Source organism: Dactylosporangium cerinum, from assembly GCF_042653625.1.
Classification (GTDB): domain Bacteria; phylum Actinomycetota; class Actinomycetes; order Mycobacteriales; family Micromonosporaceae; genus Dactylosporangium; species Dactylosporangium cerinum.
Genome location: NZ_JBHSIU010000130.1, coordinates 936,407 through 961,251, shown reverse-complemented (window position 1 = coordinate 961,251; position 24,845 = coordinate 936,407). Strand labels below are relative to the sequence as shown.

General features: G+C 70.1%; 22 protein-coding genes and 2 pseudogenes. 6 read left to right on the top strand and 18 right to left on the bottom strand.

Annotation, left to right across the window (positions count from 1 at the left end):
- Positions 1-285: 285 nt before the first annotated feature.
- Positions 286-777 carry a hypothetical protein gene (locus ACFPIJ_RS62205; protein WP_380128969.1) on the bottom strand — a complete coding sequence of 164 codons (492 nt, stop codon included), beginning with the start codon at positions 775-777 and terminating at the stop codon, positions 286-288.
- A 292-nt stretch (positions 778-1,069) separates the two neighbouring features.
- Here ACFPIJ_RS62205 and ACFPIJ_RS62200 point away from each other — a divergent pair, with 292 nt between their 5' ends.
- Entirely contained in the window at positions 1,070-1,747 is a 678-nt protein-coding gene (locus tag ACFPIJ_RS62200; protein ID WP_327002885.1) for a hypothetical protein, read from the top strand.
- A 126-nt stretch (positions 1,748-1,873) separates the two neighbouring features.
- Here the strand turns inward: ACFPIJ_RS62200 and ACFPIJ_RS62195 are convergent, their stop codons facing one another.
- Positions 1,874-2,170 (bottom strand): hypothetical protein, encoded by a 297-nt coding sequence (locus tag ACFPIJ_RS62195; RefSeq protein ID WP_380128968.1) that lies wholly within the window; start codon positions 2,168-2,170, stop codon positions 1,874-1,876.
- Positions 2,171-2,386: 216 nt separating this feature from the next.
- Here ACFPIJ_RS62195 and ACFPIJ_RS62190 point away from each other — a divergent pair, with 216 nt between their 5' ends.
- Both ACFPIJ_RS62190 and ACFPIJ_RS62185 read left to right on the top strand, forming a co-directional pair.
- Positions 2,387-2,593 (top strand): hypothetical protein, encoded by a 207-nt coding sequence (locus ACFPIJ_RS62190; RefSeq protein ID WP_380128966.1) that lies wholly within the window; start codon positions 2,387-2,389, stop codon positions 2,591-2,593.
- 706 nt (positions 2,594-3,299) lie between these two features.
- Positions 3,300-3,473, top strand: a pseudogene (locus ACFPIJ_RS62185) (sigma factor-like helix-turn-helix DNA-binding protein); the annotation flags it as partial.
- A 164-nt stretch (positions 3,474-3,637) separates the two neighbouring features.
- On the opposite strand, the gene ACFPIJ_RS62180 reads toward ACFPIJ_RS62185, so the two are convergent.
- Positions 3,638-3,763, bottom strand: coding sequence for a hypothetical protein (locus ACFPIJ_RS62180; protein WP_380128964.1), 126 nt, complete (start codon positions 3,761-3,763; stop codon positions 3,638-3,640).
- A 285-nt stretch (positions 3,764-4,048) separates the two neighbouring features.
- Here ACFPIJ_RS62180 and ACFPIJ_RS62175 point away from each other — a divergent pair, with 285 nt between their 5' ends.
- The gene (locus ACFPIJ_RS62175) at positions 4,049-7,384 is read left to right on the top strand and encodes a PQQ-dependent sugar dehydrogenase (protein ID WP_380128963.1); all 3,336 of its coding nucleotides are present in this window, start codon (positions 4,049-4,051) and stop codon (positions 7,382-7,384) included.
- Between the two features lie 120 nt (positions 7,385-7,504).
- Here ACFPIJ_RS62175 and ACFPIJ_RS62170 read toward each other — a convergent pair whose 3' ends face one another.
- Positions 7,505-8,299 carry an NADP-dependent oxidoreductase gene (locus ACFPIJ_RS62170; RefSeq protein WP_380129003.1) on the bottom strand — a complete coding sequence of 265 codons (795 nt, stop codon included), beginning with the start codon at positions 8,297-8,299 and terminating at the stop codon, positions 7,505-7,507.
- Here ACFPIJ_RS62170 and ACFPIJ_RS62165 point away from each other — a divergent pair.
- Entirely contained in the window at positions 8,237-8,674 is a 438-nt protein-coding gene (locus tag ACFPIJ_RS62165) for a MarR family winged helix-turn-helix transcriptional regulator (protein ID WP_380128962.1), read from the top strand. The genes ACFPIJ_RS62170 and ACFPIJ_RS62165 overlap by 63 nt on opposite strands.
- Before the next feature lie 31 nt (positions 8,675-8,705).
- Here the strand turns inward: ACFPIJ_RS62165 and ACFPIJ_RS62160 are convergent.
- From ACFPIJ_RS62160 to trxA, 14 genes and pseudogenes are all read right to left on the bottom strand, one after another.
- Positions 8,706-8,879 (bottom strand): annotated as a pseudogene (locus tag ACFPIJ_RS62160) (transposase); the annotation flags it as partial.
- 20 nt (positions 8,880-8,899) lie between these two features.
- Complete coding sequence (gene clpB / locus ACFPIJ_RS62155) at positions 8,900-11,536, bottom strand: ATP-dependent chaperone ClpB (protein ID WP_380128961.1); 2,637 nt, start codon at positions 11,534-11,536, stop codon at positions 8,900-8,902.
- Positions 11,527-11,817: a chaperone modulator CbpM gene (locus tag ACFPIJ_RS62150; protein ID WP_380128960.1), complete on the bottom strand. Its 291-nt coding sequence runs from the start codon at positions 11,815-11,817 to the stop codon at positions 11,527-11,529. Before ACFPIJ_RS62150 ends, clpB begins: the two co-directional genes overlap by 10 nt.
- A complete protein-coding gene (locus tag ACFPIJ_RS62145; RefSeq protein ID WP_380128959.1) occupies positions 11,814-12,776 on the bottom strand; it encodes a DnaJ C-terminal domain-containing protein in 963 nt (320 codons plus the stop codon). The genes ACFPIJ_RS62150 and ACFPIJ_RS62145 overlap by 4 nt, the downstream gene beginning before the upstream one ends.
- Positions 12,766-13,338, bottom strand: coding sequence for a nucleotide exchange factor GrpE (locus ACFPIJ_RS62140; protein WP_380128958.1), 573 nt, complete (start codon positions 13,336-13,338; stop codon positions 12,766-12,768). The genes ACFPIJ_RS62145 and ACFPIJ_RS62140 overlap by 11 nt, the downstream gene beginning before the upstream one ends.
- A 3-nt stretch (positions 13,339-13,341) precedes the next feature.
- Positions 13,342-15,249, bottom strand: a complete 1,908-nt coding sequence (gene dnaK / locus ACFPIJ_RS62135) for a molecular chaperone DnaK (RefSeq protein ID WP_380128957.1) — start codon at positions 15,247-15,249, stop codon at positions 13,342-13,344.
- 271 nt (positions 15,250-15,520) lie between these two features.
- Complete coding sequence (locus ACFPIJ_RS62130; RefSeq protein WP_380128955.1) at positions 15,521-16,174, bottom strand: Hsp20/alpha crystallin family protein; 654 nt, start codon at positions 16,172-16,174, stop codon at positions 15,521-15,523.
- 196 nt (positions 16,175-16,370) lie between these two features.
- Positions 16,371-17,054 carry a BON domain-containing protein gene (locus tag ACFPIJ_RS62125; RefSeq protein ID WP_380128954.1) on the bottom strand — a complete coding sequence of 228 codons (684 nt, stop codon included), beginning with the start codon at positions 17,052-17,054 and terminating at the stop codon, positions 16,371-16,373.
- Between the two features lie 167 nt (positions 17,055-17,221).
- Positions 17,222-18,895, bottom strand: coding sequence for an FAD-dependent oxidoreductase (locus ACFPIJ_RS62120; protein ID WP_380128953.1), 1,674 nt, complete (start codon positions 18,893-18,895; stop codon positions 17,222-17,224).
- Between the two features lie 65 nt (positions 18,896-18,960).
- Positions 18,961-20,112, bottom strand: a complete 1,152-nt coding sequence (locus tag ACFPIJ_RS62115; protein ID WP_380128952.1) for a glutathione-independent formaldehyde dehydrogenase — start codon at positions 20,110-20,112, stop codon at positions 18,961-18,963.
- Between the two features lie 490 nt (positions 20,113-20,602).
- Positions 20,603-21,109, bottom strand: coding sequence for a DUF1931 family protein (locus ACFPIJ_RS62110; RefSeq protein WP_380128951.1), 507 nt, complete (start codon positions 21,107-21,109; stop codon positions 20,603-20,605).
- 9 nt (positions 21,110-21,118) lie between these two features.
- Entirely contained in the window at positions 21,119-21,415 is a 297-nt protein-coding gene (locus ACFPIJ_RS62105; protein ID WP_380128950.1) for a hypothetical protein, read from the bottom strand.
- Between the two features lie 111 nt (positions 21,416-21,526).
- The gene (locus tag ACFPIJ_RS62100; protein ID WP_380128949.1) at positions 21,527-22,636 is read right to left on the bottom strand and encodes a hypothetical protein; all 1,110 of its coding nucleotides are present in this window, start codon (positions 22,634-22,636) and stop codon (positions 21,527-21,529) included.
- The gene (trxA, locus tag ACFPIJ_RS62095) at positions 22,620-23,054 is read right to left on the bottom strand and encodes a thioredoxin (RefSeq protein WP_380128948.1); all 435 of its coding nucleotides are present in this window, start codon (positions 23,052-23,054) and stop codon (positions 22,620-22,622) included. Before trxA ends, ACFPIJ_RS62100 begins: the two co-directional genes overlap by 17 nt.
- Positions 23,055-23,293: 239 nt before the next feature.
- Between trxA and ACFPIJ_RS62090 the strand changes: the two genes are divergently transcribed.
- Complete coding sequence (locus ACFPIJ_RS62090; protein WP_380128947.1) at positions 23,294-24,718, top strand: NAD-dependent succinate-semialdehyde dehydrogenase; 1,425 nt, start codon at positions 23,294-23,296, stop codon at positions 24,716-24,718.
- Positions 24,719-24,845 lie beyond the last annotated feature (127 nt).

The window sequence follows — 24,845 nt, the reverse complement described above, 5'->3', positions numbered from 1 at the left end:
CGACCTACTACCGATGAGGCACTCAGCCCAGCACGTCTTGATCGGCCGCGCACATCTGCCGCTGTTGGTGCGCAGCGGCCGGTCGCTGCTCGTTACGATCGGTGATCGACCCGGCGGCAGTGGTGGCTTCCTGAACTGCCGATGAGCGAGCACGTGACCTTGGCCGGGTTGGGATGCCTTGTTCGTTCGTCCATCGTGTGGGTGTCGCGCTGCGCTGGCAACGAGCCGGTCATGGACCAGATCGAACGTGCCTGGCCGCGGTGCCGGGCCGGAGGCGGCGCGCCGCTATGTCGGTGACGCGCTGGGGTTCGGGTAGACGTTGCCGGTCCGTTGCGCGTAGGCCTCGACGTCCCAGGAGGTGACGCCCGCCGACCGGTCGATGGCGAGACTGAAGGGTCCGGGGTCATAGGGGCCCGTGGCGGTGCCGGGCGGGAACGACGTCCGTCCAATGGCCCACTTGCCGATGCACTTGCCTTCGTGTGTCTGGACGAAGCCGGTTTTTCCGCTCACACGCATCGACATGGTGCCGTCGCCGGCGCATCGCGCCCGAAGGAAGAAGTACCACCCCAGGGGCCTCGGGAGCTCGGGCGGCGGAGTGACGGGGAACGTGCCTTCGATGTGTGCGGCGCCGTCCGTCGTCGAGCTCCAAGCGCCGACCAGCACGTCGTCGGAGCCGGGCGTGGCCTCAGTCAGTGGCACAGCCGGGCGCGCCGCGCCGGTGGTGCAGGCGGTCAGAGCGGCCACCACCACCGCTGCCGCGAGGAACTGTGCGACCACCCTGGATGTCATGACAGCAGGGTACGGCGCGCGGCACGTTCGCGTGGCTCTCCTCCGCGCCGGTACCGGCGAGCGGCCGGCGTGCACGGTGGTGAGCGCAGAGCGACCGCTGGCGCCGACAAGCGCACTTGATCACGCGTCCGGATCTGCCGCTGGTCTCGCGCGGCGCCAGCACCGTGGTCGTCACAGCGAGCGACGCGCCCCGGCGACGCCGACGCTTCCCTGTCTTGCCGATGTGCGTATGGCCCGCCCGCCTCTGGTTCACCGGTGCACCATGCCGGAGAATGTGTGAGTGCCGCACATCCTTGATGCGCCAGGTTCGCTGAGCGATCGAGCGCGGGCCTTCCTTGCCACACATGCGCGGACGGTCCCAGTTGATACCGGTCCGAGCGATGAGGACTGCCGGGCAGCAATGCTCGCAGCGCTCGGGCGAAGCGACGAAGTCGCGCTGGCCACCCTACGGCGGCTCCAACGCCGCTACTCCGGGCTCACCTACCGCAGCCCGTTTCGAGACGCCGAGATCGTCTTCGAGCCGGTGCTGGAGGTGGACCCCGACACGGCCGAGACTGCGTTTGAATACGCCATCATGGATCGGTCGCCGGACGGGTGCCGCAGCGGCTTCGTGCTTCCTGACCTGACGGTCTGGTTCCGTTTTTTTAACGTCGATGTGCAGACGTTCCCCTCGCTCGACCACTTCATTGAGTGTGACGCGCTGCTCCACGACCTCGGCCACCAGCGCCCAGCAGCCTTGGAAACCCCGCCGGATGCCAACGCATACCTGGAAGGTCTACGCGAACGTCACCCACAGCTGCGCCGAATGACGGCGCTGAGCGGGTTCTGCGTCGAATGGTGGGGCGACGACCACAGGCTCGTGTACTTCAACGGGCTGGATGCCCAACTGTGGGCAGGAAATGGCGACGGTTCGGTGCCGACCGTGGTAAGGACCTGGCTCATCGATGGTTCCACGTAGTGCCACCGCTGGCCCTGCAACCACGAACGACCCTGGCCCAAGTCTTACACGGGCATCCGCTTCTGCCGCTGGTCTCGCGCGGCGCCAACACGCCAACTATCGTGCCAACCGCGCCATCTATCGCGCTCAGTCACATCCGGTCCGGCCGGGGGTGTCAGGAGTCGGCGGGCCGGCGGTCGCGTCCACGGAGGTGGTGTACGACTCGCCCACTATGGGCGAGCTGCTGGTCACCAATTCGGCAGCCCACTCGACGATGCTTTGCAGCATCGCGTGTTGCTCGTCATCGGGCTGACAGCGTGGGTCGAGGTCGTAGCTGTCGCGGTTGTCGAATTGGCCGGTGTCGGGGTTGTACCAGCGGGCGGCCATGTTGACCTGGCCGGTGCCGGTGTCGGCGCTCGCGGTCTGGGACCGCGCGACGGCCACCAGCGCTGCCGTGCACAGCGTCACCGTGGGCGCGGCATCACGATCCCGCTGTCGCCGTCGAGCGTGCTGTGCGCCCGCATGGTCGGCGGCGCCGTCCGCGTCCTGCTGGGTGGATGAGTGAGCAACGCCGCATCCGTGTGTCGGAGACCTGATCTACGGAATCGACAACGCCGTGCATCATTCCAAGGACGACGCCAACCACGGACGGAAACCGCCATGACCCACACCCGCAAAGCCATCATCGCCGCCTTCGCGGCCCTGCTGCTCACGCCGGCCCTCAGCGCCTGCAACCTCGTCTCGGGCGGCACCTGCGACACGATCACCATGAGCATCGCCGGCAAACCAGGCGGGAAGAGCGGTGGCAGCAGCAAGAGCAAGTCGAAGAGCGGATCGAAGTCGAAAAGCGGACACGACTGCGACTGAGGGGAACATTGCGCCCCGAGCCTGCCGGGGTAGGTCCACACCGCCGGCCCGCCGGCTAGCTGTACTGACCACGAGCGTGGTTGTCACCGCCTCCGCCGGTAAACAGCCGGTCGCTGACCTTCGATGCAGAACGCCAGTCCTCACATCCGAGAAAGGGCCCCTGTCGCAGCCTCCGTGATGCCCGGAACCTGAGTGCCCCACGGCGGCTTCAAGCAGCCCGGGTACGGGCGAAGATCAGCCCATGTACGGCTCGATCCTCCTCGGTCCCGTGCACAACACGCCGAGGCTTGGTTCCGACCGAGTCACCGTTCCGGGACTGCCTTCATGCCGGTTGAGGTCGTACGCTGAGCTGGCTACGCTATCGGCATGTGCACACGCTTTCGGCGCGTGTGCCGAGCTTCTGTGTCGGGGTCCCCCTTCGACACGAACTATTTCCCAACGGCTCATGCCCGGTTGCAACTGGGCGTGGGCCGTTTGTGATTCCGGGTGGAAGGTCAACCTGAGCCCGAGTTCACGGCAAACCTCCAGCTTCTCTTCCGGGGTTGCCTGGCCGATTGCCTTCGTGAGATCGCCGAGGCTGTCCACCAACGCAGCGACCTGTTCGACGTTCATCTCGCGCCGCAGTGACGCTCGGCGCCACTCTCAGCCCCCCACCCGCGATCGGGTCTGCGAGCGTGTGTCTGGACAGGGAGGTGTGGTGAAGGCGCCGCGGCAGCGGGCAGTACTGGTGCTGCGGTACTTCGAGGACCTGACGGAGACCGCGACCGCCGACGCTATGCGCTGCTCGGTCTCGACCGTGAAGAGCCAGACCCGCGACGCTCTGGCCGCGCTGCGCGCCAAGGCGCCCGAGTTGGCCGACCTGACGGAGGTGATGTCATGACTATGCCGTTGCAGGGCACGTTGTGGTCGACCCCGTTGGCGAGCAGGAGTCGCGATGTCTCGATCGTTCCGGCAGCGGTTTCGAGCACGACCCGGCGCCGCATGACCGACACCGGGTTCAATGCCGGCCGTCCGGGTGCGGCGCCGGCACAAGTCCGTCGACGGTCATGCTGGCACCGCTGCGGCGAGCCGCGTCCACACGAACGTGGCCAGCGCGATGTCGAGTGCGCCGAGACCGAACGGGAAGGGCACCGCCGTCCTGGCCGGGTCGCGGGGGACGGCACCACGCATCAGCTGTCCGATCGTTGCCGTGATGAAGTCACCCTGGCGACGATGGATGTCACGGTCGGCGACCCGTCCGGTTGCCTGCCCGCGGGGACGGTGAAGCTGAAGATGACCGCCGATGGTGCCCGGATCCTATGGTACGGGCCCAGCAAGCAACCGGTGATGGAAGGCCCGGCGAGGCGGGCCGGAGACGGGTGATCCGGTTGCGGCCGGGGGGATCCCACACTCGGTATGGTTCCCCGCGCGGCCGCGACTGGGACGATCCGACGAGTGATGCATGCTCGCCGTCCAATGCTGTCCGCCCTGGTCGCCCTGAGCGTGGCCGTTCCTCTGGCCGCGGCGGCGCTCAGCCGTGCCACGGCAGCCGGCGCGAGCACATCGCTGCCGAGCGGCTTCAGCGAACAGGTCGTCTTCTCCGGGCTCGACCATCCGACGAAGCTCGTCTTCGCCCCGGACGGGCGGGTCTTCGTGGCCGAGAAGAAGGGCGTTGTCAAGGTTTTCGACAGCGTCTCCGACCCCAGCCCGGACGTCTTCGCGGACCTGTCGACCAACGTCTACAACTACGAGGATCTGGGCCTGCTCGGTCTCGCGGTGCCGCCGGACTTCCCGGCGAACCCGAACGTGTACGTGAGTTACTCGTACGACGCGCCGGTCGGCGGGGTCGCGCCGGTCTACAACGACCGCTGTCTGACGCCCAGCCAGGGATGCGTCGCCAGCGGGCGGGTGTCCCGGCTCAGCGGCGGCGTGGAGCACGTGCTGCTGAACGACTGGTGCGTGCAGTTCGAGTCGCACCACATGGGAGACGTCCAGATCGGGCCGGACGGCGCGCTCTACGTCACCGGCGGCGAAGGAGCGACCGCGTCGTACACCGACTGGGGACAGGCGGGCAGCCCCGTCAACCCGTGCGGCGACCCGCCCGGCGGCATCGGTGGCGCGATGAGCCCGCCGAGCGCGGAGGGCGGCGCCCTGCGCGCCCAGGACCTGCGCACGCCGAACGACCCGACCGGCCTCAGCGGCACCCTGATCCGGGTCGACCCGCTCACCGGTGCCGCGAGGCCCGGCAACCCGCTCTATTCGACGGGTTCCGACGCGAACGCGCGCCGCATCGTGGCGATGGGGCTGCGGAACCCGTTCCGCTGGACGTTCCGCCCAGGCACGACCGAGGCCTGGATCGCCGACAGCGGTTGGCGCAACTGGGAGGAGATCAACCGGCTGCCCAACCCGGTCGCGCCGGCACCGACCAACTTCGGTTGGCCGTGCTACGAGGGCAGCCGCCAGCAGCCCGGATTCAACAACGCCGACCTGAGCCTGTGCGAGAGCCTGTACAGCGCCGGCACCGCCACGCCCCCGCAGCTGGAGTACGCGCACACCGACAAGGTCGCCGGCAGCGCCGACCCGTGCCCGTCCGGCGGCTCCGCGCCGACGGGTCTGGCCTTCTACCCGGCGAGCGGCGGCAGCTTCCCCGCACAGTACGCGGGCGCCATGTTCTTCGCCGACTACGCCCGGCAATGCATCTACGCCAGCCTGCCTGGCGCCGGAATGGTGGCGTTCGCGCCCGGCGTCGCGACCCCGGTGGACCTCGCCGTCGGTCCCGGCGGCGACCTGTACTACGTCGACCTGCTCGGCGGCACCGTCCGCCGGATCCGGTACAGCAGCGGCAACCAGCCGCCGGTGGCCGCCGCCGCGGCGACCCCGGCCTCCGGTCCGCCGCCGCTGGCCGTCAGCTTCAGCGCGGCCGGCACGACAGACCCGGACGCGGGGGACATTCTCACCTACCAATGGGACTTCACCGGTGACGGCACCTTCGACGCGACCGGCGCGACGGCGAGCTACACCTACAGCGCGGCCGGCACGTACACCGCGCGGCTGCGGGTCACCGACGCGGGTGGGCTCTCAGACACCGCGACGGTCCAGGTCCGGGCCGGCACCACCGCGCCGACCCCGGTCATCGACACGCCCGTCGCCGGCACGCGGTGGGCCACCGGGCAGACCCTGACCTTCACCGGTCACGCCACCGATCCGCAGGACGGGAACCTGCCGGCGAGCAGCCTGCGCTGGGATCTGCTGCTGCAGCACTGCTCCGCCGCCGACAACTGCCACACGCACGCGCTGCAGAGCTGGGCTGGTGCGGCGTCGGGCTCGTTCATCGGCGCCGACCACGAATACCCGTCGTACCTGGAGCTCCGGCTCACCGCCACCGACAGCGGAGGCCTCAGCGGCGCCACCACGCTGCGCCTCGACCCGAAGACGGTGAACCTGGCGTTCGCCACGAATCCGTCGGGCCTCCAGCTCACCGTGGGCCCGTCGAGCGGCGCCACCCCGTTCACCCGCACGGTGATCCAGGGGTCGACGGTCACCATGTCCGCGCCGGCCACGCAATCGACGTACACGTTCGGCTCCTGGTCGCAGGGCGGGAACGCGACGCAGGTGATCACCGCGCCGGCGACGGCCACCACGTACACCGCGTCCTACACGACGACCACACCGACCACACCGACCGGCGGCTACACCGTCGCGACGCAGGCGCGCCCGTTCGTCAGCGCCGGCACGATCCTGCCGCTCACCGGCGACGACGTCGTGACCCGGATCGCGCTGCCGACGCCCGTGAAGCTGTACGGGCAGACGTACACCAGCGCATGGGTGGACACCAACGGCGTCGTCAGCTTCACCGACCCGGGCGGATCCAAGGCCGTCAACACCGCGCTGTCACAGGCGCCGATCGCCGCCGTGTATCCGTTCTGGGACGATCTGGTGGTCGACGCGCAGGCGTCGGTAAGGATGGCTGTGGTCGATGGCCGTGTCGTCATCGAGTGGCGCAACGTCCACATCTACGGCAACACGTCGGGGCGGCTCACGTTCGAGGTGGTCCTCTCCGGCGACGGCGGCGTGGTGACGAACTACGCCGAGCTCGACAACGACGCCGAGCGGGGTGCCGGCGCGACCGTCGGCATCGGGGGAATGCAACAGTCGTACACCGCGCCCGCGATGCGCTCGGGGCAGGCGGTCGTCTACACCCCGTCGTCGTCCTCACCGCCACCGCCACCGCCACCACCGGCTTCCGGTGGGTATGCGGTGTCGACGGTTGCCGCGCCCTTCGTCACCGCCGGCAATGTCGTGCCCCTTTCCGGTGACGACAACATCCAGCAGGTCACCCTGCCGGCGCCGGTGCAGCTGTACGGGCAGACGTACACCAGCGCGTGGATCGACACCAACGGCAAGCTCAGCTTCGTCAACCCGGGCACCGCGTACGTCGAGCACAGTGCGCTGCCGACAACCGCGCAGCCCAACGCCGCGGTGTACCCGTGCTGGCAGGACCTGGTGGTCGACGCGCAGGCGTCCGTGCGGATGGGCCAGGCCGCCGGCGGGGTGGTCGTCGAGTGGCGCAACGTTCGCATGTACGGCAACAACAGCCGGCGGTTGTCGTTCTCCGTGGTGTTCGCCTCCGACGGCCGGATCACGCTGCACTACGACTCGCTCGACAACGACGTCGAACGCGGTAGCAACGCCACGGTCGGCGTGGAGAACGCGTCCGGCACGGCGGCGACCCAGTTCTCGTACAACCAGCCGCGGCTCGCCACCGGCACGGCGTTCGTGTTCACCCCGACCAGCTCCGCGCCCAGCGGGTGACCATATCGCCGGGGAATTGCCCGGGTTGAGCGGCGTCACAGGGCGGCGAGGACGCGGATCCGGTCGGCGAGACCGGGCCGGCGGCTGTGCAGCCGCCGGCGGCCGGCCCGGCGGAACAGGTCAGAGCGTGATGACGGTCTTGCCGGAAAGCGTCCCGGCGTCGTTGCGGGCGTGAACCTCGGCAACGTCGTCGAGGGTGATGTGGTCGGCGATGTGGACGTGGAGCTTGCCGGCGTTCACGCGGTCGACGAGCGCGGTGAGCTGGTCGGCGTCGGGGCGGACGAACACGCTGATCGAACGCACGCCGCGCAGGTCGTCCTGCGGACCGGGTGTGGTTGTCGTGACCAGGGCGCCGCCGTCACGGACCAGGCCGGCCAGCACGGCCATGTCGGCCGGCGCGACCGGAGCGAAGTTCAGCACCGCGTCGAACTGGCTGGTGAGGCCGTCGGCGCCGCGGCCGGGCACCTGCGCGCCGTAGCCGCGGACCCGCTCGGCGTGGCGTTCACCGGCGGTGCCGACCACGGCGGCGCCAGCCTGGACGGCCAGCTGCACAGCGTAGCCGCCGACCGCGCCGCCCGCGCCGTGGATGAGGACCCGATGGCCGGGCTGCACGTCTGCGTGCTCGAACACCGCCTGCCAGGCGGTGAGTCCGGTCGCCGGCAGCGCTGCGGCGTCGGCGAGCGGGATCGTGGCCGGGGCTGCGGTCAGGGTTTCGGCCGGGGCGAGTACGTACTGCGCGGCGGCGCCGGCGGCGGTCATCGGCAGGAACCCGACGACCCGGTCACCGATCTCAAGGCCGCTGACGCCCCCGCCCACTGCCGTCACCGTGCCGGCGACGTCGATGCCCGGGGTGTGCGGCAGCGCCAGCGGGAAGACCTGCTGCAGGTGGCCGACGGCGACCTCAGCTACGTGCAGTTCCAGATCCTCGCCCGCCGGACCGACGCCCCCGACGGCAAGCTGCGCATGACCGACCTCGCCGACGGAGTCGTCTACAGCCGCAGCGGACTGACGTACCAGGCCGGACTGCTAGAGAAACGCGGCCTCATCACCCGCTCACCCGCCCCCGACGACGAGCGCAGCGTCATCGTGACCGTCACCGACGCCGGCCGCGCGCTCGTCGCGCACGTCCTGCCCGGCCACATCGACGCCGTCCGGCGACTGCTCTTCGACCCGCTCAAACAGCGCGACCTCACCACCCTCAGCGGCGTCCTCGGCCGCGTCCGCGACCACATGCGCGCCGCACCCCCACGCTCGGCCAAACCCCGTGCCGGCCGCAGCCGGACCGCCTGACCAAGAACTCCCAACAGCATGATGAAGCGGTGAGTCGTCGGTAGCAGATGATGGCGCAAGCCAGGCTCATGAACGCTTCATGCATGTCGTCACGGATCTCCCAGCGCACCCTGAGCCGCCGGAACCAGCGCAGCAGCGCGATGGCCTGTTCGACCACCCAACGATGCACGCCAAGGCCGGAGCCGTGCTCGACACCGCGGCGGGCATCGATCACCAGCTGGGCGGCTATGCGGCTGTCGTGACGGTCGCCGGCTCGTTGCTCCAGTCGATGGCGATCCCGTCAGGCCCTCGGTCGACGGTGATGGTGGCTCCGTCGAGGACGTCGCCGGTCAGCAGTGTGCGGGCAATGCGGGTTTCGATCTCGCGTTGCAGGAAGCGGCGCAGGGGGCGGGCGCCGAAGACCGGGTCGAACCCCGCTTCGGCGATGAAGCGCCGGGCTGCTTCGGTGACCTCGACAGTGATCCGCCGGTCGGCGAGGCGGGCGCGGAGGTCGTCGAGGAGCAGATCGACGATCCGCTCGATCTCCGGCAGGGTCAGCGGCTTGAACAGCACCGTCTCGTCGATGCGGTTGAGGAACTCCGGGCGGAAGTATTCGCGCAGCGCTGTCATGACCGCGGTGCGGGCCTGGTCGGTGAGGTGCCCGTCCGGGGTGACGCCCTGCAGGAGGTGCTGCGACCCGAGGTTGCTGGTCATGATGATGACCGTGTTGCGGAAGTCGACGGTGCGGCCCTGCGCGTCGGTGAGCCGTCCGTCGTCGAGCAACTGCAGCAGCGTGTTGAACACGTCGGGGTGGGCCTTCTCGATCTCGTCGAGCAGGACGACCGAGTAGGGCTTGCGGCGCACCGCCTCGGTCAGCTGGCCGCCCTCCTCGTAGCCGACGTAGCCGGGCGGCGCTCCGACGAGCCGGGAGACGGTGTGCCGTTCCTGGTATTCGCTCATGTCGAGGCGGACGAGGTTGTCCTCGGTGTCGAACAGTGCTGCGGCGAGGGTCTTGGCCAGTTCGGTCTTGCCGACGCCGGTGGGGCCGAGGAACAGGAACGAGCCGATCGGCCGGCGCGGGTCCTTGATGCCGGATCGGGCGCGGATGACGGCGTCGGCGACGAGTTGGACGGCCTCGTCCTGGCCGACGACCCGCTCGTGCAGGATGTCCTCCAGACGCAGCAGCTTGTCCCGTTCGCCCTCCAGCAGCCGGGTGACGGGGATGCCGGTCCAGCGGGCTACGATCCCGGCGATCTCGTCGGGTGTGACGACCTCGCGGAGCAGCCGGTGGCTGCCCTGTTTGGCGGTGAGCCGCTCCTCCTCGGCGCGCAGCCGGCGTTCCAGCTCCGGCAGCTTGCCAAGGCGCAGCTCCGCGGCGCGGTCCAGGTCGTAGCCGCGTTCGGCCGCCTCCGCTTCCCGCCGGAGCCGTTCGGTCTCCTCGCGCAGGCTCTGCACCTTACGGATCGCCTGGCGTTCGGCGTTCCACTGGGCGCGCATCGCGTCGACCTCGCCGCGCAGGTCAGTGATCTCCCGCCGGATCTGGTCGAGCCGGGCGGTGCTGGCCGGGTCGTCCTCCTTGGACAGCGCGGCCTCCTCCATTTCCAGCCGCAGCAGGCGCCGGGAGGCCTCGTCGAGTTCGGCCGGTTGCGAGTCGATCTCGGTGCGCAGCATCGCGCAGGCCTCGTCGACGAGGTCGATGGCCTTGTCCGGCAGGAACCGGTCGGCGATGTACCGGTGGGACAGCTGGACCGCTGCGATGAGGGCGCCGTCCTGGATGCGCACGCCGTGGAACACCTCGAGGCGTTCACGCAGCCCGCGCAGGATGGTGATCGCGTCGTCCGGGCTGGGTTCCTGTACCAGGATGGGCTGGACCCGGCGTTCGAACGCGGCGTCCTTCTCGATGTGCTTGCGGTATTCGTCGAGGGTGGTCGCCCCGATCATGCGCAGTTCGCCGCGGGCGAGCATCGGCTTGAGCATGTTGCCGGCGTCCATCGAACCCTCGGCGGCCCCGGCGCCCAGCACGGTGTGCAGCTCGTCGACGAACAGCAGGATCCGGCCCTGCGCGGCGGTCACCTCGGCGAGCACGGCCTTGAGCCGCTCCTCGAACTCGCCGCGGTACTTCGCCCCGGCCACCAGCGAGCCCATGTCCAGCGCGAAGACCGTCTTGTCGCGCAGCCCTTCCGGCACGTCGTTGTTGACGATCCGCTGGGCGAGGCCCTCGACGATCGCGGTCTTGCCGACGCCTGGGTCGCCGATGAGGACGGGGTTGTTCTTCGTCTTGCGCGACACGATCTGCACGACGCGGCGGATCTCCTCATCGCGGCCGATGACCGGGTCGAGCCGGCCGGCACGGGCGTCGGCGACGAGGTCCCGGCCGTACTTGGTGAGGGCCTCGTAGGCGGCCTCCGGGTTCGCGGAGGTGACCCGCTGCGCCCCGCGCAGCTCGGTGAGCTGGTTGAGCAGCCGCTCCCGGGTGACGCCGAGATCGTGCAGGGCCCGGCCGGCGCCGGTGGAGCTGCCCTCGTCGACGAGCGCCAGCAGCAGGTGCTCGACGGAGATGTACTCGTCCTTGAGCCGGCCGGCCTCGCGTTCGGCGGCGTCGAGGTCCGCGCCGAGCCGTCGGGTGACCGTCACCTGGCCGGGCTGCGCTCCGGGCCCGGTCACGCTCGGCCGGCGCCGAAGGTCGCGTTCGACGCGGTCGCGCAGCTGTTCGATGTCGACGCCCAGGCCGGTGAGCAGCCGCACCGTGACACCGTCGGGCTGGTCGAGCAGGCCGAGCAGCAGGTGCTCGCCGTCGACTTCGGTGTGGCCGTGCCGCATCGCTTTCGTCTGGGCGTCGTGCAGCGCCTGCTGGGACTTCTCGGTGAGTCGGTTCAGGTCCATGTCCGCCTCCTGAGTTGCGTCTCAAGTTCGTCGATGCGGGTGAGCAGGTCGAGCACGATGCCGACCGCCGCGTAGTTCAGTGGCAGTTCGGCGTGCAGCCGGCGGATCCGGGCGAGCCGGATGAGTTGCGTCTGGGCGAACCAGCGGTTGCCGTGTTCGTCGACGTGTGGTTCCAGCAGGCCGAGCGCGACCAGCCGGGTGATCAGGTCCGGGTGCAGGCCGGCGGCGGCGGCGAACGCGTCCGTGGACAGGTAGGGGCGGCGCATCAGGGCGTAGGTCATCGGTCACCTCGCGGGTTGTACGACGACACCGTCGCCAGTTCCTCGAACAGTCGCCGCTCGGCGTCGCTCAGCCGCGCCGGCACCATGACCCTGATCTCGGCGTAGAAGTCGCCGGGGGCGCCGCGCGGGTTCGGCAGCCCCTGGCCACGCAGCCGCAGCCGCCGCCCGGACGACGTGCCTGGCGGGACGGCGACCCGCACGGCGCCGCCGGGCGTCTCGACCGGCACCGTGGCGCCCAGGGCCGCCTCCCACGGCGCCACCGGGACTTCCACCGTGATGTCGCGACCGCTGAGCTTGTACCGGGGGTGCGGCGCGATGTGCACCACCAGGTACAGGTCGCCGGACGGGCCGCCGCGGGCACCGCCGGAGCCCTGCCCCGCGAGCCGGATCCGCTGCCCCTCGGTGACCCCGGCCGGGATGGTGACCTCGTACTCGCGGGTGCGGCCGCCGGCGCCGCCAGGCAGCGTGATCCGGCGCCGGCCGCCGTGGTAGGCGTCCTCGACACTGATGGTGATCTCGGCCTCGGTGTCGGCGCCGGGCACCGGCCCACGTCCGAAACGGTCGCCGCCACCGCTCGGTCGGCCGCCGAAGATGCTGCCGAGCAGGTCCTCGAGGTCGACCTCCTCGCCGACGTCGCCCCGACCGCCGAAGCCGGCGCCCTGACCGGGGTACCCGGCGCCGGCCGACGCACGCTGCCGTGCCCCGGCGCGCTGCTCGACGTCGTCGGGCACCTGCCGCCACTGGGCGCCGAACCGGTCGTACTTGCGGCGGCTCTTCGGATCCGAGAGCACGTCGTAGGCCTCGGTGACGTCTTTGAACCGGTCCTCGGCGCCAGGCTCCTTGTTGACGTCCGGATGGTTACGGCGGGCCAGCGTGCGGTACGCACGCTGGATCTCCTCCGCCGTCGCGGTCCGCGGGACGCCGAGAATTTCATAGAAGTCGCGCCGGTCAGCCACCATCGGAGCCCCGATCCGCGTCCGACCCACCTGAGCCGTCGTGGGCCCCGCCTCTGCCGGCGCGGGCGACGGCCACGACGGCCGGGCGTAGCAGGAGCGTTTCGCCGCCGTAGCCGGGGCGGATGACCCGCACGATCGTGCCGGCCGGTACGCCCGGCTCCTCGACCGCCTCGGCCGCCTCGTGCCGGGCCGGGTCGAACGGCTCACCGACCGCACCGACCGGGCCGAAGCCGAGCCGGGCCAGGATGTCCGCGGCCTGGTCCCTGACCTGCGCCACGCCCTGCACGATCGCCTCGGGGTCCGCGCCGGCGTGGCGCAGTGCGAGGTCGAGGTTGTCCAGCACCGGCAGCCACGCCGCGGCGACCCGCTGCCGCTCGGCGGTGACCCGCTCGGCGGCGGTGCGCTCGGCCCGCTTGCGGGCGTTGTCGGCGTCGGCGATCGCCCGCTGCGCCCGTTCCCGCACCTCGGCCACCGCCGGGTCCTCCGGCCGGGCCGCCCCCTCAGCGTCGGGGCGGGGCTGGTCATCGGCGGCGGGCCTGAACCCCTCGCCGGTCGGCTCGGCCATGGCTCACCCTCCGCTGAAGTCGGCGTCGATGACGTCATCGGCGGGCGCCGACCCGCCGGACCGCCCAGCGGCCCGCCCTGCTTCCTGGCCCGCGGTCTGTCCCCCACCGGCCTGTTGCTGCGCGGAGGACTGCAGCGCGAACAGGATCTGCCGCAGGTCGTTGGTCAGGTTCTGCACCTGATCCATCGGCGCCTGCCCCTCGACGGCCTGCCGGGCCTGCTGCACGAGCATGTCGGCCCGGGCCCGCTCATGTTCGGGGACCTGATCGCCCAGTTCGTCGAGGCGGCGCTGCACCTGGTGCGCGACGCTGTCGAGCTCGTTGCGGGCGTCGATCTCCTGACGCGCCTGCTGGTCCGCGGCGCGGTGCTGCTCGGCCTCGCGCACCATCCGCTCGACCTCGCCCTTGTCCAGGGTGCCGCTCTCGGTGACGGTGATCTTCTGCTCGGCGCCAGTGTCCTTGTCCTTCGCGGACACGTTGAGGATGCCGTTGGCGTCGATGTCGTAGGTGACCTCGATCTGTGGTTCGCCGCGCGGCGCGGGGCGGATGTTCTCCAGCCGCATCCGGCCGAGCACCCGGTTGTCCGCGGCGCGTTCCCGCTCGCCCTGCAGCACCACCACGTCGACGGCGGGCTGGTTGTCCTGCGCCGTGGAGAACGTCTCGGTGCGGCGGGTCGGGATGGTCGTGTTCCGCTCGATGACCTTCGTCATCAGCCCGCCGAGGGTCTCCACGCCCAGCGACAGCGGGGTGACGTCGAGCAGCACGACGTCGCGGACGTCGCCCTTGAGCACGCCGGCCTGGATGGCGGCGCCGAGGGCGACGACCTCGTCCGGGTTCACCGTCATGTTGGGGTCCTTGCCGCCGGTGAGCCGGCGGACCAGTGCCTGCACGGCCGGCATCCGGGTCGCGCCGCCGACGAGGATGACCTCGTCGAGGTCGTCGGCCTTGACGCCGGCGTCGCTCATCGCCTGGCGCACCGGGCCGTTGGTGCGCTCCAGCAGATCGTGGGTGAGCTCCTCGAATGTCGAGCGGGTGACCGTCGCCGTGAGGTGCTTCGGGCCGGACGCGTCGGCGGTGATGAACGGCAGGTTCACCTGGGCCTGCGTCACCGACGACAGCTCGATCTTCGCCCGCTCGGCGGCCTCGGTCAGCCGCTGCAATGCCTGCGGGTCCTGACGCAGGTCGATGCCCTGATCCTTGCGGAACCCGTCGGCGAGGTGGTCGACGAGGCGGTGGTCGAAGTTGTCGCCGCCCAGGTGCGTGTCGCCGGACGTGGCCCGGACCTCGACCACGCCGTCGCCGACGTCGAGGATGCTCACGTCGAACGTGCCGCCGCCGAGGTCGAACACGAGGACCGTCTCGTGGCCCTTCTTGTCCAGGCCGTACGCGAGGGCCGCCGCGGTCGGCTCGTTGATGATCCGCAGCACCTCGAGGCCGGCGATCCGGCCGGCGTCCTTGGTGGCCTGCCGCTGGGCGTCGTTGAAGTACGCCGGGACGGTGATGACGGCCTCGGTGACCTTCTCGCCGAGGTACTTCGCCGCATCGTCGGCGAGTTTGCGCAGGATCTGTGCGGAGACCTCCTCCGGCGAGACCTGCTTGCCTCGGATGTCGAACCGGACCGCCCCTTCGGGTCCGGGCACGACGTCGTACGTCACCGTCCTGGCCTCTTCGGTGATCTCGTCGAATTTCCGGCCGATGAACCGCTTCGCGGAGTACACGGTGCCCTTCGGGTTCAGCACCGACTGCCGTCTGGCGAGCTGACCGACGAGCCGCTCACCGGTGTCGGTGTAAGCGACGACCGACGGCGTGGTCCGGCTACCCTCCGCATTCGGCACCACCGTCGGCTGGCCGCCCTCGAACGCGGCGATCACCGAATTGGTCGTGCCGAGATCGATACCTACAGCTCTGGCCATGACCGGCTCCTTTCGGGATACGGCTGGTACGTCGCCGAAAGCCTGTCGTGCTCGCAGTCGGGCGACTTCCTCCGACGCAGATGACTGGTGCTCTGATCCATCCGCCGCACGAGTACGGCTCGCTGCGGCGGTCCGAGGTCGCCGGCGAGCGCCTCGGACCGCCGCAGCGAGCGTGAGCACCCCAGCTGCGTGACGTCGCGCCACGTCGGCCGGGGTGCCCTCGCGCCGTGCCTACACACCATTTCGATGCACGTCGGCGGTACGGTCCCGGTCAGCTCCGCTTACCTGACTTCTGCCCGCCTCGCTGCGGGTCGTCGGACTGCTGCGAGCCGGACTGCTGGGTGCCGGGCTGCGCCGCCTGCTGGCCAGCGGCCGACCGGCCCGCCTGCTGCTGGCCCGCCTGCTGCTGGCCCGCCTGCTGCTGGCCCTGCTGATCGCCCTGCGCCTGGATCTCGATCCGGCGCGGCTGCGCGTTCCTGGCCTTGGGGACCGTGACGGTGAGCACGCCGTTGCTGTAGGCGGCCTGCACCTGATCGCTGTCGATGTCGCTGGGCAGGTCGATCATGTACTCGAACTCGCCGGTCTGACGCCCCTGGCGGCGTACGACGCCACCGCGGCGGCGCTCCTCGAACGCGCCGGAGATCCGCAGCTCCTCGCCACGCATCTCGAGATTGACGTCCTCCGGGTTCACGTTGGGCAGGTCGACGTCCACGACATAGGCGTCCTCGGTCTCCTCGACGTCGACCGGCGGCGACCAGCCGGCCGATCCGCCGATCCCGGCTTCACCGCTGATGAGCGACTGGATGAGTTGACCGAACCTGCTGTTGAGCTCGTCCACCTCGCGGCGTGGGTCCCAGCGGTACGCCGGCGTGCCAGCCAGCAGCCCGCCGCGGCGCTGCCGGGACGAGAAGGGTGCGAGTGTCATCGTGATCGGTTTCCTTTCCGAGCGCGAATTCTGGCGTTGCCCCATTCGCGGCCTGGACCCAGGTGGATCCACTTCCCTGGCCCGGACGACTGCCGGTCGGTGCTTCGACGCACGTCGTCAGGCATCACCGACCTCGCCGAACTCGATGAGTCGCGGTCCGCATCGCGGGCCACGACCGCGGCCGCGGCGATCTACCTCACGGAGCGATGACGATGCGGTTCTCGACGGCGGTCACGCCTGGCGCCGACCAGGCGACCCGTTCGGCCTCCTCCCGCTCGGCCCACGAACGGACCTGACCGGTGAGCACGACCTTGTCGTTCTGCACGTCGACGTTCACGTGCTCGGCGTCGGTTTCGGCGCTGCGTACCAGCGCCTCCTCGATCCGCGCGCGCAGGTCTTTCGGCGACGGCTGGACCCGCGGACGCGGACGTACCGAGAGGAGATTGGTCACTCCGCGCACACCGGGCAGCTTGTCCACGGCGCGTTGCGCGGCCTTACGCTGATGCTCCCATTCGACCTCGCCGCGCAGCGTGACCCAGCCTTTGGATACCGTCACCTCAACGTGCTCGATCGGGATGAACGCGTCCCATTCCAAGGCGCGGACGGCTGACGCGGCGATCTCGGAGTCCGGCAGTTGCGCCGCGATCGGCAACCGGACCTCGATGTCGTTGGCGACCGCCTTCACCCCGCGGATCCGGTGCACCGCACGCTCGGCGGCCAGCCTCTTCGGGTAGCTGTCGACCCATCCGGCCAATGTCACCACGCCGTCGTGTACCCCGACCGCTATGGCGTTGGGCTGCAGGCTGGAATCCCACCGCAGTTCCTCGGTCACGTCCCGCTCGATGTCGGCGTCTGCGCGCGTGAAGGTTGCGGTACTCATGTCTGCTCCTTCCGTGCTGCTGCTCGGGTTCTGCTCCTTTTCTGCTCCTTCCGTCGGACCACGGTCAACGGTTCTTCGTCCTCACCGGCGCGGAACCACCCGATGGAAGTGATGTGGGCGGCAATCCCAACCTGCAACACGACAGCGGGAAGCGCGGGTGCCGACGACTACGTGAGGGTTGCCGCCGCGTCGCCGGCAGCGCGGCCGGTGCTTTGCAGGTGCTTCCACACCAGTTGCACTGCCGTGGCGCCTTCGCCGACGGCGGAGGTGACTCGCTTGATCGACCCGCTGCGCACGTCACCGGCGGCGAACACGCCGGGCAGGCTCGTCTGCAGCAGAGGCCGTCCCTGCGGACCCGGCGCGTCGCCGTCCGGGCCGGTGAGGATGAAGCCGTCCTCGTCGGTGGCGATCTGACCGGCCAGCCAATCGGTAGACGGCCGCGCGCCGATGAAAACGAACAGCGCACGGGCGGGAATCTCCTGGCGCTGCCCGGTGCGATCGTCCTGGACCACGAGCCGTTCGAGGGTGTCACCGCCCAGCAGCTCACGCACCTCGGTGCGCAGGTGCGTCTCGATGCCCGGTGTCGCCTCGATCCGATCAACCAGGTAGCGCGACATGGTCTCGCCGAGGTCCCTGCAGCGGGCCAGCAGGTGCACGACCCGCGTGTGCCTCGACAGGAACAGCGCCGCCTGGCCCGCCGAGTTCCCACCGCCCACGACCGCGACCGGGTCGTCGCGGCAGAACAAGGCCTCCGACAGGGTCGCCGCGTAGTACACGCTGCTCGCTTCGAACTCTTCGAACCGCGCAACGTCGAGCTTGCGGTACCGGGCACCGGTCGCGATCAGGACGGTCCGCGCCGTGACCTCACCGCCGTTGTCGAGCTCGATGACGTAGTTGCCTTCCCGTTCCTGCAGCCCGCACGCCCGAGCAGGCACACTGAACGTGGCTCCGAACTTCTTCGCCTGCACGACCGCCCGCTCGGCCAGTTCCCCGCCGGAGACCCCGGCAGGAAAGCCGGGATAGTTCTCGATCCGCGACGATCGGCCGGCCTGACCGCCGGTGGCGAACTCGTCGAGGGCGACCGTCACCAGACCCTCCGACGCGCCATAGACGGCGGCGGCGAGGCCTGCCGGGCCCGCCCCGACGACGGCGAGGTCGCACACCGTGACGCCAGGTCCGGGTGCGGGCAGGCCCACCACCTGCGCCAGCTCCGCGTTGCTCGGGTTCCGCAGCACCTGCCCGGACGAGCAGATCACCACCGGGGTCTGCTCCGGTCGCACGTGCAGCCCGCGCAGCAGCGTCTCGGCGTCCTGATCCCTCTCCAGGTCGACCCACTGGTAGGGGATGCGGTTGCGAGCGGCGAACTCGCGCAGCCGCCGGTTGTCGGGCGAGAAGCGGGATCCGATGATCCGCAGCCCGGCGCCGCGGCCGATGAGCAGGGACCGGCGGCTCAGGTACGCCTTCAGAATCAGGTCGCCCAGGGTGGAGTCCTGCGCGACAACGGCCTTGAGACGGTCGACCGGCACCCTGAGGACCTCGCCGGGCTCGCGCACCTGTGAGGTGCAGAAGGCCGCCTGGCCGGTGATCAGGCTCAGCTCCCCCAGAAACCGCTTGGGGCCGTGCACGCCGATGACCCGTTCGTCGCCGCCGAACCCGTCGATGTCGGCCACCTTGCCGGCGAGCACCACGAAGAAGTCGTAGTGCTCCTCGCCTTCCCGGATGAGTACCTCGCCAGTCTGCGTCTGGTGACGACGGCCCTCCGCGGACAGGGCCTCGATCTGGGCGTCATCCAGGCGCGGGTAACCGCCATCGCGGTCCGGAGTCTCGACCAGCGTGTTCACATCCACCACCCCATAGCAGGGACACGAGCTACCCGAAGCGTCGCCCGCAAACCCCTCGTCCCGCGTCAGAGGTCCGGGTGCATGATCACCTTGGTCCAGCCGCGCTCACGCATGTCGAAATGCTCGTAGCCCTCCGGGGCCCGGTGCAGCGGCAGCTCGTGCGACACGACGTACGACGGCCGCGCCTTGTCCTGCTCGATGAGGTTGAGCAGCGCCCTGTTGTACGCCTTGACGTTGCACTGCCCGGTGGCCATTGTCTGACCCTTGGTCCAGAACGTGCCGTAGTCGAAGGCGACCCTCCCCTCCTGGTACAGGTGATCTGGGCTGCCGGGGTCCTTGGGTGTGTAGACGCCGACGACGCCGATCGTGCCGGCGAACTTGACCGTCTGCACGAGGGCGTTCACCGTCATCTCCGGATGCTCCCGCCCGGACGGGTCGTGGGCCTGATAGCCGACGCACTCACAGCCGCGGTCAGCGCCGACGCCGTTCGTCTCCTCCATCACCCGGTCGGCCACGGACTCCTTGGAGGCGTCGATCGGGATCGCACCGATCTTCGCGGCGAGCTCCAGGCGGTCCTGATGATGATCGACCACCATGATCTTGGCGGCGTTCTTGATCGTCGCGGAGAGGGCGGCCATCTGGCCCACCGGGCCGGCGCCGTAGATCACCACCGAGTCGCCGGGCTGCACGCAGGCAAGCTGTGTCGCGTGCCAGCCGGTCGGGAAGATGTCGGCCAGCATCACGTAGTCGCGCTGCCGGTCCAGGTCGCGGGCGTTCTCCGGCAGCACGAGGCAGTTGAAGTCCGCGAAGGGAACCCGCAGCATCTCGGCCTGACCGCCGTTGTACGGGCCCATGCCGGCGAAGCCGTACGCAGCGCCGGCCATGTCCGGGTCCGGGTTCGCCCGCAGGCAGAACGCGGTGAGGCCGTGCTCGCAGTTCGCGCAGTGCCCGCAGGAGATGTTGAACGGCAGGCACACCATGTCACCGACGCGGACCTTGTCGACGCCCGCGCCCACCTCGACGACCTCGCCGAGGTTCTCGTGGCCGAGGATCCGACCGGTCTCCATGTCGGTGCGGCCCTCGAACATGTGCAGGTCCGAACCGCAGATGTTGGTGGTGGTGATCCGAACCAGCACATCCTGTGGGTGCTCGATGCGCGGGTCCGGCACGTCCTTGACCGCGACGCTGCGCGGTCCCTCATAAACGACAGCTTTCATGACCGCGCACTACCCACCTGGTGGACGCTGAACTGACCTGCCGGGCGAGGCGAAGGGTCAGGCGAACCGCGGGCGTTCGAGCGTCGATTCGATCTCCGACGCGCGTTCGGGCGGCTGGCGTAAGAGCTCCCCGACGCGGCGCACGAGCGCGCGGGCATTGTCCGCCTCACCGTCGGAGCCGCTGGGCACGGCAGAGCGTTGCAGGGCAGGCAGGCGAGCACACAGTTCCGCTCACGCTGCTGAAGTACGCACACACTCCAGCAGCGCGAGCATGGTGGCATCGACAGCTTCCGCCGCCGACCCCGTGCGGAGGCCTGCTTCGTTCGCAACGTCGTGAACGATCTCGGTACGCCGCATGGCCCCTCCTGCAGATGACGTTCCGATCATTCGGGTCAACTCCAGGCCTGCCCGGCAGCTGCCGACGCAAACGTGCCGACGCCACGGGCGATGCTCCCGCCGGTGGTCAAGGTAGCCGGTTGGTTCATCACCCTCAGAGCAGAAGGTTGAATGTCCGCAGTGCGCGTTCCCAGTGTGCGGTCCGCGGGTTCTTCAGTTCCGGGTCCATGATCTTGAACGTACGTGCGAGCGCGACGCTCAGGCCACCGACGATGTCCGGCAGCCTTCGCTCGGCGTCGTCGCCGAGTGCCAGGTCCAACGGCGGCCGGGCGGTGAGCGTGTCCAGGACGGGGCGCAGGTCAATCTCCTCGTTCAGCTTCCGGAACTCATGGATGCACTCCTGCAGGCCCTTCGTCACCGGTACGTCGTGAGCCGCGATGACGTCGCGACCGTTCGCCTTCGCCGTCGCCTGCGCGATCAGCAGCAGGTCATAAACCTTCTCATCGACGAAGTCTCCGTAGCGTTTGAGGTCGTTCTTGTCCACGTCCAGGCTCGCCGCCGCCCGGAAGAAGCGCTCAAACCGATCAATAGCCACCACCGGCATCCCGGTACCTCCTGTGCTGTCGAGTTGTCGGGTGCTACCCGCGATCTGGTCGCGCATGCCGGCACGTCAACGGCTGAGCGCGTCGTCGCCTGCCTCCAACAGCGCACGCGGGTGGTCGTACACGCGGACCGCACCCGCCTCCAGCAGCTGGTGCCGCTGGTCCGCTTCCTTCCGCCGGACGACCGGCGGGTCCGGGCTGCCGTGCTGGCCATCGCCGACGACCTCGCCGTCAACGACCTCGTGCTGCGGTACCGCACCGAGTCCACCGACGACGGCTTCACAGGCGAGGAGGGCACGTTCGCGGTGCGCTCGTTCTGGCTGGTATCGGCGTTGGTGGAGATCGGCGAGGCGGAATGCGGCCACGGCTGTGCTGCAAGTTGCTGTCCTTCGCCGGGCCGCTCGGACTATATGCCGAGCAGATCGAACCCGACAGCGGCCGACATCTCGGCACTTCCCGCGGACGGCACGGCCCGCTCAGCTCTGGCGCTCGTCGATGACCTCGTCCGGCTGGTAGAGGTACGCCGCCTCCCGGACCGACTCGTCGCTCTCCAGGCCGGCGCCGAGTGCACCGCCGATCGTGGCCACCGAGCACGCCAACCAGGCGATGGCCAGAAAATCACCGGTGCCGGCCGGACGGCCGAGCGCGTCGGTCAGGCCGGCCTCGGGCACCAGCAGCAGGACGCCGCAGAGCGCCAGTACGAACAGCGCCAGATACAGGGCGAGCACGCCGATCACCACCGTCAGCAGGGTGACCATGTTGAACAGGATCACCTGTTGCCCTGCGGGCGACCTGCGCGCCGCGCCCGGCGGTGCGCGTTCCCACAACGAGGCGCCCACGACGATGGTCACCACGACGGCGAGCACCGCACCGGCGCTGAGCAGGACCAGCCGCATCTGGCTGTATCCCACCGCGAGCCGCCAGATGTCGCTGGTGACCAGTGCGAAAACTTCGGCGGCGATGGCCGCGACGAGCGCCCTCGACAGCCCGATCGTCAGCCGCCACGGCCGGTTGGCGCGCAGCATGCCAAGCAACAGCCGCAGATTTCCGGTCACCACGCCGGCGACCAGGCCGATACCGCCGTGGTCGGCCCGTACCGGGCCACCGAACTGGCGGGCGATGTGCTCGTCGTCACCGGCGAGCAGTGCGGTCACGAGCCGGACGGTCGTCTCACGCGCGCGGCTGGCGACCGCGATCGGGCCGAGGGCCGGAACGGACAGTACCGCGACCGAATGGGTGGCGCTGGCATGCGCGACAACCGGCCGCCGGGACGTCTGCAACGGCAGGTCGGTCAAGCACACCGTGAGCTGCCAGCCCCCATGCAGCATGCGGCGGCGGGCGGCGTCGATCAGCTGTGTGAGGTCGGCCGGGCGGTCGACGAGCCGGTCGATGATGACGCGAACGGTCCACGCGACGCCCGGCGAGCTTCTGGCGAGCATGTCCGGCAGTTGGTCGACGACCTGGCCGGCCAGGTCCGCGGCCGGTCCGGGCGACGCGACCAGCCCGACGATCACCGCGGGCTGCCCGGCCTCGGGTCCGCTGATGTGTTCGCCGGCGGCGCCGGGGTGATCAGCGGACGCCCGCAAGGGTCGCCTCGGCCCATTGCCGCAACGCCGGCGCGGGCGCGGCGCCGGACTTGCGCGCAAGGACCTTCCCGTCGTGCATGACCAGCAGTGTCGGCACCGCCTTCACGTCGAAGCGGCGGGACAGCGTCGGAGCGGCGTCCACGTCGACCTTGACGAGCTTCACGGTGCCGGCGAGCTCCCGGGCGACCTGCTCCAGGGCGGGAGTGACCATGCGGCACGGCCCGCACCAGGTCGCCCACAGGTCGACGATCACAGGGAGCGCCGACTGCTCGGCCACCGCGGCGAACGTGGTGTCGGTCGCGTCGGCGATCCACGGCAGGGGCTGATGACAGTTGCCGCACCGCGGGACGCCTGGGGACGCGCCGGGGACGCGGTTCCTGCGCCCGCAGTGCGAGCAGACGACGACTGCACCGCTCATCCGCGGGGCCTACCCGCAGTCATGGCCGTCATGCACCGGCCCGGGTGCTCGTCACGAGACTCTCGGTGCGGTGACCGTGGGTCAGGGCACCTCAAGCGGAGCGGGCCGTCCGGCGGCGGGAACGCGCGGTCCAGGTCGGCGAAGTCCTCGGGCCCGGCGGGCAAACCCCCGGGCGGGTTCAGGCGGTGCTCGCAGGGTAGCAATCCTGGTCCTCCGACTCGTTGCGCGAGGGAGTACCCATGTCCACGTCCTCCGCTGTCCGACACAGCCCGATCGCCACCGTCAACCCCTACAACAACCAGCTCGTCCGTGAGTTCCCGCCGATGAGCCGGGAGGCCGTCGACGACGCGGCACAGCACGCGCACCACGCATTCCAGTCCTGGCGCCAGGTCGGCGTCGACGAACGGGCTGGCCTGCTCGGCCGGGCCGCACGACTACTCCGCGAACGCGGCGAGGAGCTGGCCCAGCTGGTGACGCTGGAAATGGGCAAGCTCATCGGGCACAGCCGCGCCGAGATGGACCTGTCCGCCAGAATCCTGCAGTACTGTGCCGACGAGGGGCCCGGGCTGCTCGCCAACGAGCCGTTGGAGCTCGACGGCGGGTCGGCCGCCGTCGTGAACGATCCCCTGGGCGTGATCGTGGGCGCCCAGCCGTGGAACTTCCCGGTGTACCAGGTGGTGCGGTTCGCCGGACCGAATCTGGTGCTGGGCAACACGATCCTGCTCAAGCACGCGAGCAACACCCCGCAGTCGGCGCTTGCCATGCAGCGGCTGTTCGCCGACGCGGGGATACCGCAGGGGGTGTACACCAACCTGCTGATCACCGGCTCCGAGGTCGATCGCGTCGTGGAACTCGACGTCGTGCGTGGCGCGTCGCTGACCGGCAGCGAGCACGGCGGCGCCAGCGTCGGGGCCGCCGCCGGGCGCAGCATGAAGAAGAGCGTCCTGGAACTGGGCGGCAGCGATCCGTTCGTGGTGCTCGACGCCGACCATCTCGAGCACACCGTCGATGCGGCCATGGCGGGGCGCCTGCACAACATGGGGCAGAGCTGCGTGAGCGCGAAACGGATGATCGTGATATCCGGCGCGTTCGACCGGTTCGTGACCGCGCTCGCCCAGCGTATGCGCGCGATGCAGCCCGGTGACCCCGCCGACGAGGCCACCACGCTGGCGCCGCTGTCCTCGGAGCGGGCCGCCGAGAAGTTGTCGGACCAGGTCCTCGATGCCCTCGACAAGGGTGCCATCGCGGTCGTCGGTGGCGGGCGGGTCGATCGCCCCGGCGCATTCATGCAACCCACAATCCTCGTCGGTGTCACCCCGGCGATGCGCGCCTTCCACGAGGAACTGTTCGGTCCGGTCGCCGTCGTGCATCAGGTGGACAGCGACGACGACGCGGTCGCGGTCGCCAACGACTCGCCCTACGGCCTCGGCGGGGCCGTGTTCGGCAGCGATCTGGCGCGGGCCCGGTCGGTCGCACGCCGGATCGACAGCGGGATGGTGTGGATCAACCACCCGACGTCGTCCGAGCCGCACCTGCCCTTCGGCGGCATCAAACTGTCCGGGTACGGACGGGAGCTGTCCTCCATCGGCTTCAAGGAGTTCGCCAACCGGAAGCTGGTCGTGACCATGCCCGCGGACACGCCCATCGCCGACGCGCTCGGCTGACGGGCGCTGCCCGGCGCTGCTCATCCTGCACCTGCTGGAATGTGTCCTCGTCAACAAGCGCCGTATGTGACGGTTCGTCCGAGCGGTTCCACGCCGCCGGATCATTCCAGCGACCGATGCTTGTATG